At 36.4% G+C, this 9,285-nt stretch carries 2 protein-coding genes; both read left to right on the top strand.

The window, feature by feature from the left end:
- Positions 1–1,775: tandem-95 repeat protein (locus H5T45_06585; protein ID MBC7129376.1), on the top strand; the 1,775-nt coding region annotated here is incomplete at its 5' end.
- A 68-nt stretch (positions 1,776–1,843) separates the two neighbouring features.
- On the top strand, positions 1,844–9,285 hold a 7,442-nt coding region (locus H5T45_06590), incomplete at its 3' end, for a choice-of-anchor J domain-containing protein (GenBank protein ID MBC7129377.1).

The following is a 9,285-nucleotide window of genomic DNA, read 5'->3' on the forward strand; positions in this document are numbered from 1 at the left end:
ATATTATGAGCGTTAAATTCTATGGTCGAAAATTAGGAAACTTAACTTGGCAATTGCTTGGTATAAATACAAATGTTGCAAACAATAGCAACACATCAATAACATGGTATAATCTTGAATATGGCACAACATATGAATGGTATGCAGTTGCAAATGATAGCATCACTGAAAATTCATCAGATATATGGAGATTTACAACTCAGGCAGTACCCCCCGTAAATAATCCACCTGTTGCAAATGATGATTATTATTCAACAGATGAAGATATTATGCTTGTTGCAATTGCTCCTGGAGTTCTTGAAAATGATTATGATGCTGATGGAGATGCCTTATCTGCAATTCTTGTTAGTGAGCCAAGCCATGGAAGCTTAACATTTAATTCAAATGGCTCATTTATCTATACTCCTCAAGAAAATTATTATGGACAAGATAGCTTTACTTATAAAGCATATGATGGAAAAGATTATAGCAACATTGCAACAATTTATATAAACATAACAGCGGTAAATGATGCTCCTTTTGCAGTTGATGACATTGCTACAACTGATGAGGATATTCCAATTTATATAAATTTAACATCAAATGACTATGATATAGATGGAAGCATAGATTTAACAAGCATAGAAATAACTCAAAATCCATCTCATGGAAGCTTAAATGTTTATTCAAATGGAACAGTATTATACACACCAGATGCAAATTATTATGGCTCAGATTCATTCAAATATAAAGTAAAGGATAATAGCAATGCTTGGAGCAATGAAGCATGTGTAAATATTACAATAAATAGCATAAATGATGCACCTATTGCAAACTTTACTTATGAGCCATTGCATCCTTTGATAAATCAAACAATTTATTTCAATAGCACTTCTTATGATTTAGATGGAAGCATAGTTAATTTTACTTGGAGCTTTGGAGATGGAAGCATTGGATATGGAGAAAGAATTAATCATTCATATATCATTGCTGGAAATTATATTGTAAATTTAACAGTTAGAGATAATGAAGGAGCGGTTTCGGGCATAACAAAGGAAATAATAATCTGGTTACAAGATATAAATCCACCATTTACAGCAATTGAGCTCGGCTTACCTTACTATTATGATGGAAATCACTGGATAAGCTCTTCTACGGAAATATGGCTAAATGCAACTGATGAAGGGGTAGGAGTAAATATAACATATTACAAGATTGATGATGGAGATTGGATTGAATACACAACTCCATTTACAATTTCTGGAGAAGGAGAGCATACAATTTATTACTATAGCATTGATAATTTAGGAAATGAAGAAGAAAGAAAATCGATAATTGTTAAAGTGGATAATACTCCGCCAGAGATTTTCATCCAATCTGAATTCTTTGTTATTACCCCAGCAAACCTTATATGTTTCGCTGATGATTATGAAAGCGGATTGCAATCTGTATCTTTTTACTATCAATACAGCTATGATAACAAAACATGGAGCGAGGAGCAATTTAAATGCATTGACTATAGCGAGCCATATAGCTGTAGCTTTGATGAAATAGGATTTTATAGAATTTCTGCAATTGCAATGGATAATGTAAATAATTCAAAAGATTTTGAAATTTTTGTCAGAATTTTCAATCCAGATTTTAACAGCGACGGAACAATAAATGTTCAGGATTTGGTTATAATCGCTAAAAATTTCAATGGCACAGATGCTAAATATGATATAGATGGCGATGGCATGATTGATTTAAAAGATGCTCGGCTTGTTTTGGAATTCTGGCACAGGGAAGAGGGCTAAAAAAATAGAAATTTATATAAATAGCGAATATATTTCTCCTAACGATGCAATCTATTAGGGGGATAAAAATGAAAGAAAAAAATGTGATAGGTAGTTTGGTGTTGAGAAAGGGTATAGTGGCTGCAATAGCAATCTTACTGCTTGGAACAGGCTTAATGATATTCTTTGAAGCAGAAGCAAGAACAGATCCATGTGTAATAACTGGTTATGTATATGATGAAAATGGCAATCCTTTGCCAGGGGCAACTGTAATCATAAGGGACTTAAACACTGGAGCATGGGGAGAAAACACAACAGATGCCGATGGCTTATATAGCATAACTCTTGGAGGCGGGCCAATGTCGCCGCCATGGATGGAATGGTTTGGTGGCGATGGCTTGCTTGCTGTTGCTACATATGATGGAAGGGAAGGAAAGGCATTTAGATACATAGATGAAGAAGAAATTGATGATAATGGGTTCATGTGGCTTGATATAACTCTTGGAACCCCAATAACAACAAAAACGATAGGAGAGCCAGAATTTATAAAATATGATTATGATGATGGCTATGCTAACTATGGTTATCTTGTTTCTGAAAGAATAGATGTTACAGCAGACACTGCATATCTAGATTTCTGGACATGGTGGCAAATTGAAGGAGCAGCGCCATCGAGTTTTGACTTAATGAATGTATATATATCAACAGATGGTGGCTATAATTGGGAGTTGCTAAAAACTTTAAATCCAGATAGCGATCCAGAGGAGCCAAATAGAGAGTATTTATATTATGGTTCAAATGGTTTCAATACAACTCCAGTATGGAAGCATGAAACAATAGATATATCTGCTTATGTTCCAAATGAAATTATAATAATATTTGAATTTGATACAGTCGATGATGTGTGTAATTTCTGGGAGGGATGGTATATAGATGATATAAAAATAACTGAATTTGGAGGAAATGTTCCATTTAGCGATGATGTTGAAAATGGAGTGCAAAACTGGACATATAATGGCTACTGGCATATAAGCGAGCATAGAAGTCGTTCATCAAGCCATGCATGGTATTATGGAATAGAGCACAGCTATGTAACAAGTGAAACACCAATTACATTTGAAGTAGAAGGGGACTATAATCAGATGCTTTATAGAATATATTTCAATAATACATGGCATCCGATAAATGAGGAAGATGCTTATTGCGGAAATGAAGATATAACTGAAATAGATGGAACATATTGGTATATTTATCCAGAAGGATTTGAAATTCATTTCCATGAAGAATGCATGCACATTATAGAATTCTATGCGGAAAATGGAACCAACAGCGAGCCAGTTCATAATCAAACCCATTATGTGGACAATAGCCCACCAGTAAGCGAATACTGGTTTGATGGTCTAACTTCAACTTTGAATTTTGGTGGGCATGACTTCATTGCAATAAAGAAATGCACACCAATGATAATAAACGCTTATGATATGCCAGAAGGGTGTGCAGCAGGAGTGGAATGGCTCAATTATACAATATGGTGGAATGCAAATGAGCCAAACAATTATACAAAAATTAAGGAAGTAAGGATACATGATAATGATGTAAATGATACTGATAAGAGAGTTGGCTTCATTACCGCTGAACTGCATTTCACTGAGGAATGCTTCCATGAAATAAAATGGAGCATGGTAGATTATTTCGGTCATGCCTCACCGCAATATTCACTTGATATTGCAGTTGATGGAACTCCTCCAACCATAGAGAAGACAATAGGGGAGCCAAAGTATATAGATGAGCGCGGATGGCTATGGGTAAATTGCTCAACTCCTATATGGTTCAATATCAGCGATGGAGGATGCGGTGGAGGAGTTGGGGTATGGATGTTTGGAATGAATATTTACTGGAATGAGACAAGGGTTCCAGCAGGAGAGCAGCAGGAATTTACATTAGTTGAGGAGATAGTTGTTGTTGATAATCTTGCTGAAATAACAATGGAAGTTTATAATGAAAGCAAGGGCTGGCTTAATTTGACAAAAGATGTGCCAGTAGAAGAGCTTGAAGAACTTCTTTCAAATCCAAATGAATCAACATGGTATATCAATGATGATGAATATGAAATTTATAACTGGGTAGATAACGGAAATGGAACTCTTGACTATTGCGATTATATAGATTTTGATAACTCTACCTGGCATGTAGAAGCCCTGAATATTGAGATTAAAGATTTAGACCCAGATTATGGAGAAATTTCTTATCTCTTCCGCTTCAATGATTTGCCAGAAAACTACACAGAATGCTTCCATGAGCCAGAAATATGGGCAATTGATTATGTTGGAAACAATTATTCATTCAAGGAAAAGGATATGGTAGATTGCACACCCCCAGCAATATACAAGACAATTGAAAAAATAGTTGCTCTTGAGCAAACTGAAATTAATACTGGTTCATATACAGATATAACTGATTATCAGAGCTTTAAAGCACCATTTAGCTACATTGATGCAGTAAGTGTTTATGTAACTGGAAACTTTGATTTAGCTTCTCCAGTATATGTAGAGATTTATGAAGATGATGATGGATGGCCAGGCGATACGCTTGCAACTTCAGAATGGATATGGCTGAGCGGAAATTATACTGGATGGCTACAGTTCCACCTGCCAGAGAGATTATATGTTGAGCATGATGAAACTTACTGGATTGGATTGATTTATGGAAGCTCATCAGCAATAAAGTGGGAGGCACAGAATAATTATCCAGAAGATGGACCATATCCAGATGGATTTGCAATTGTAGATGGCTTTGCAAATTATTCATGGGATTTCACCTTCAAGATAGAATATTATCCGATATATCCATATAATTATCCATATATGTATTCATTGTATAATGAAACACTTGTAGAAACCACTATCACAAAGGTTGCAATATTTGAAGACTATGACCTATGGGGCCTTAGTTCAATACAGCAAGTTCTTGACTTGCATGGCATAGCCTATGACATATATGGCTCATCTGATATTGGAAATGTTGATTTGAGCCAGTATGATAAGGTAATCATAGCAAGCGACCAAACAACCGCATTTTATGATGCTGTTGAAGCAAATCTTGACTGGTTTGAAGAGTATGCGCTCAATGGAGGACAGCTTGAAATCCATGCAGCGGATCAAGGATGGCAGGGTGGAAGCTGGAATGTAATGCCAGGAGGATTTACTCATGTTCAGACATATTTGAATTATGTAGTTATAGAAATTCCAGGACATGAAGTTTTAACCTATCCAAATGTTATAACAGACGAAGAGCTTGATAACTGGGGTTATTCAACTCATGGCTATTTAACTGATTTGCCATCTGGAAGCGAAATTGTTTTAACATCAAATGACCAGCCAGTATTTGTTGTCTCGCCTTATGGAAGGGGTTGCATAATAATATCAACTCAGACCCTTGAATTTGGATGGGCATGGGGATATTCATCATTCCTTGAAAATGTAATATTATACTGCCCGCTTTTAGGATATGCTGATTATCTTAACAATACATACCTTACAACTAAAGCAATTCTTGATTTATCTTCATGGGATGAGGGATGCATGGATGGAGTTGGATTAAGAAGCTTGATGTATAGGATATATGTAGATGAAACTGATGTATGGCATCCAATAGATTATGAAGATTATTATTGCGGAAATACAAATATTACATATGTAGATGGAGAATACTGGTATGTTGCAATAAATGAAACAGTTGAATTTACTAAAATAAGCTTCCATGAAGAATGCGAGCATATATTGCAGATAAGAGCGGAAGATAAGGTTGGAAATGTTCGCATTGTAGAGCAAACTCATTATGTTGATGATAGCCCACCAAGATTAAAAGTAGAGTATCCAGATGAGCACGGCTTCTACTATGATGAGCAAACTGGAAAGCAGTTTGTAAGGGCTTGCAAGGAGTTTTATCTAAACTTGACTGATGAGCCGGATTGCGCTGTTGGGTGGCGGGACTTTGTCTTCTATTTCAGATATGAATATACGGACTTCACAACCCCATACATAGAGAAGCATCCAGTGGATGAGAATGATACTCAATATGGAGAGGTTGTTAATATAAGTGGCGTGCTATGGTGGAGGATTACTCCACAAACACCTTCAATAGCCCTGCACTTCTATGAGGAATGCTATCACAAAATTTATTACTTCTATGAAGCAACTGACTGGCTTGATAATTCAATAAATGAAAGTGGAATAGAAGAAATATATGTTGATGAATTTGAGCCAGAAGTAGCAAAGGAGCATCCACCCTGCTATAAAGAAGAGGAATCAATATACTTGCATGTAGTTGGAGATGACGGTGATGATGACGGTGGAATATTTAAATGGGTAGAGCTATATCCAGAATATGGAAGAGAGTATGAATATAGGGATGAGTTCGAGCATGATGACAAAGTCTACTTTGTAATGTATGATGAAAAATATGGAGTAGTTCGCCTATATGAGTTTGAAGATGAGACAGGAACATTATACCTATACAATGATACATATGGTTATATGTATGTTGAATGGTATGGTGGAGAAACACCATTTAATCCTGGTTCATTGTGGCTTGAAGTTTATCCAGAATTTGGCATAATTTACAATTTAACTGAGTATGATCAATCAACTGGAAATGTAACTCTCAACAATACAGAAACTGGAGAAATATCAGAATGGCATATTGAAGATATACAGACGGATATTAAAGTAAAGCCAGTTCCATTCTTGCAGGCATGCTCAAGAATTAATTTAACTGCAAAAGATATGCCCTATGAGCTTGTAGTTGTTGACCAATTCCAGACAGAAGGAAATCAGATTGATACATTGCAGAGACTTGATGCAACTCCATGGCCATGGGATGCCCAGACATTCATGCCAAATGCAAGCTACATAAATGCAACAGCTTTGTATATAAAATGGATAGGAGATGCTGATGTAACAGTTTATATACATGATTTAGCTATGAATGTAATAGCAACTGCAACAAAGCATTTAACTGGAGCAGGAGAAGATTGGGTATTATTTGAATTCGAGCCAGGAGTGAGTGTAACTCCAAATGCAACATATTATATAGAAGCTCACGGCTCACCCGCAAGCGTTGCATCGTGGTATTTCAATGAAATTGATTTATATACAAGAGGGCATGCATGGATTAGCGGAGAAGAAAAAGAAGAATTTGACTGGAAATTCCAGATTTTATCATATAAGCCAAATCCATGTGCAAGTGGAATAGAAGGAATTTATTATGCATATGAATTTAATGACACACGCCATCCAATAAATGAAACAGATGCTCCTCATGGTGAAAAGATTGTTAATATAACTCAATATTATGATTGGGAAGAAATAGAAGAAGAATTTGGTGGCTACTGGCTGTGGTATGAATATGATGATAGCGTTGGCGTGCATTTCTATGAAGAATGCATACACTGGCTATATTACTGGGCAAAAGATAATGTATGCCACCATACACCAGTTTATATGCAGGTTTATCATGTTGATGAATTTGAGCCAGAAGTAACAAAAGAGCATCCAGAGCATGGCTATTATACACCAGTCGAAATAGTTGTTGATTCAACATTTGCAAACTATACACACTGGCTTGAAGGACAATTCCATGTAAGAGATAAATGGTATTACCAGGGCTATGCAGATGGATGGATACCAAATCCATCTGGGCAATATACAGATAAAATACAATATATAAACTTCACAATATACAATAATGATATGAGCCATGATTTAATACTGCGCCTGCATGTTGAAGAAGTATTTGGTGATGCGGGAATAACCCTTGAAAATGGAAGCGATGTGAATTCCAAGGTATATACAATAAATGTTCCAGCTGGCTCATCTCTTGACTATACAGTAAATGTTTATGATAATCTAGAACTCCTGAGAATGGGTGTCTGGAATTGGTGGGCTGAGGTAGAGAATGTAACTCAATATTTGAGAGCGGGAGCAAGAATTAATTTAAGCGCAAATGATCCTGGCAACTGCCCAAGTGGAATTGATGCAATATATTATAGATATGAATGGAATGGCACAAGCTATCCAGCTGAGCATCATCCAGCAGCAAGAAATGGAAGCGAAATTCAGCCAGGAGTGCCAGAAATTGCAAACTACTGGTGGTTTATATATGATGATAGTGTTGGAATAATATTCAAGGAAGAATGCCAGCATGATTTGTATTACTTTGCAAAAGATAGAGCATGCCACAATAGCACATTGCACCATCAAATTTATTATGTGGATGCAAGCGAGCCAGTAATAAGCGAAGAGCTTCCAGAACATGGAGCAATTGGAAGCACAATTACATCACTATATGAAAGCTTTGAAGCACCATTTGGAAATGGATGGGCTGTTGTAAATGGAGATGGAAGCACATGGAGCATAAAATCAGAAGAGCCATTATTCTTATGGCATGCTAATGTTGCTCATTCTTGGAGATATGCAGCCCTTGCCTGGACATATAACTCGCCATGTGCATGGCTTATAACTCCAGAGATAACCATACCAGAAGATGGAAACTTAACATTCTGGTATAAGGTTTATTACGGTGGCTCTGCTGGGCTCAAAGTAGGAATAAATAATGTTAGCTATCAGACAGATACAAGTGCATTTGTTGAAATATGGGATTCTGGCATATTCAGCGATACAAATTATAGGCATGTAGAAATTGATTTATCTGCCTATGCTGGGCAGAGCGTTTATATTGGATTCCACTGCTACTATCTAAGCGATACATGGCCAAACAATGGCTTATTAATAGATGATGTATGGGTTGGAGCAATCCATAGAGTAGCAACATTGCTTGATGATGATGTTGAAAATGGCTATGAATGGACAATTAAGGATTTAACAGTTACCCAGCCAAGCTACTGGCAAATTGTAAATAGATTACCAGTTGCATCTCCGCCAAGCCCAGGATGGAGCGAAACAGTGCCAAACAGGCCAGCGGTATGGTGCGGAGATTTGAGCTTAGGAAATGCTCCAAATAATGGTGGCGGGCTTTATGCATGCAACTGGGATGATACTTTAACAATGAAAAATCCAGTTAATTTAGCAGATGTAGATGGAACAGTTGAGTTATCATTCAATATATGGCACTACTTGCAGAGCGGTGATAATTTATATGTTGAAGCAAGCAACGATAGCATTAACTGGACAATACTTGAAACTATAAGTGGGCAAAATGGATGGGTAACAAAGACAATAAATATATCTCAATATATTGGAAACAGCACGCTGTGGATAAGATTTAGATTTGTAAGCGATGATAATAATGGCCAATACAATGGTGTATTCATAGATAATGTTACAATAAAGAATGAAACACAGACATTCTTCTTCGACGCCTTTAACACGCTTGCAAACTGGAATGCAGAAATGCTTGAAACAAGCAAATGGCATATAACAGATTATGATTATCATTCAGAAAATCACTCATGGTATTGTGGAGTTGAAAGCGCTCCGCATTATCTGAATTGCATGAATGACGCATTGATAAG

It is taken from the genome of Thermoplasmatales archaeon (genome assembly GCA_014361245.1).
In the GTDB taxonomy this organism is placed as follows: Archaea; Thermoplasmatota; E2; order UBA202; family JdFR-43; genus JACIWB01.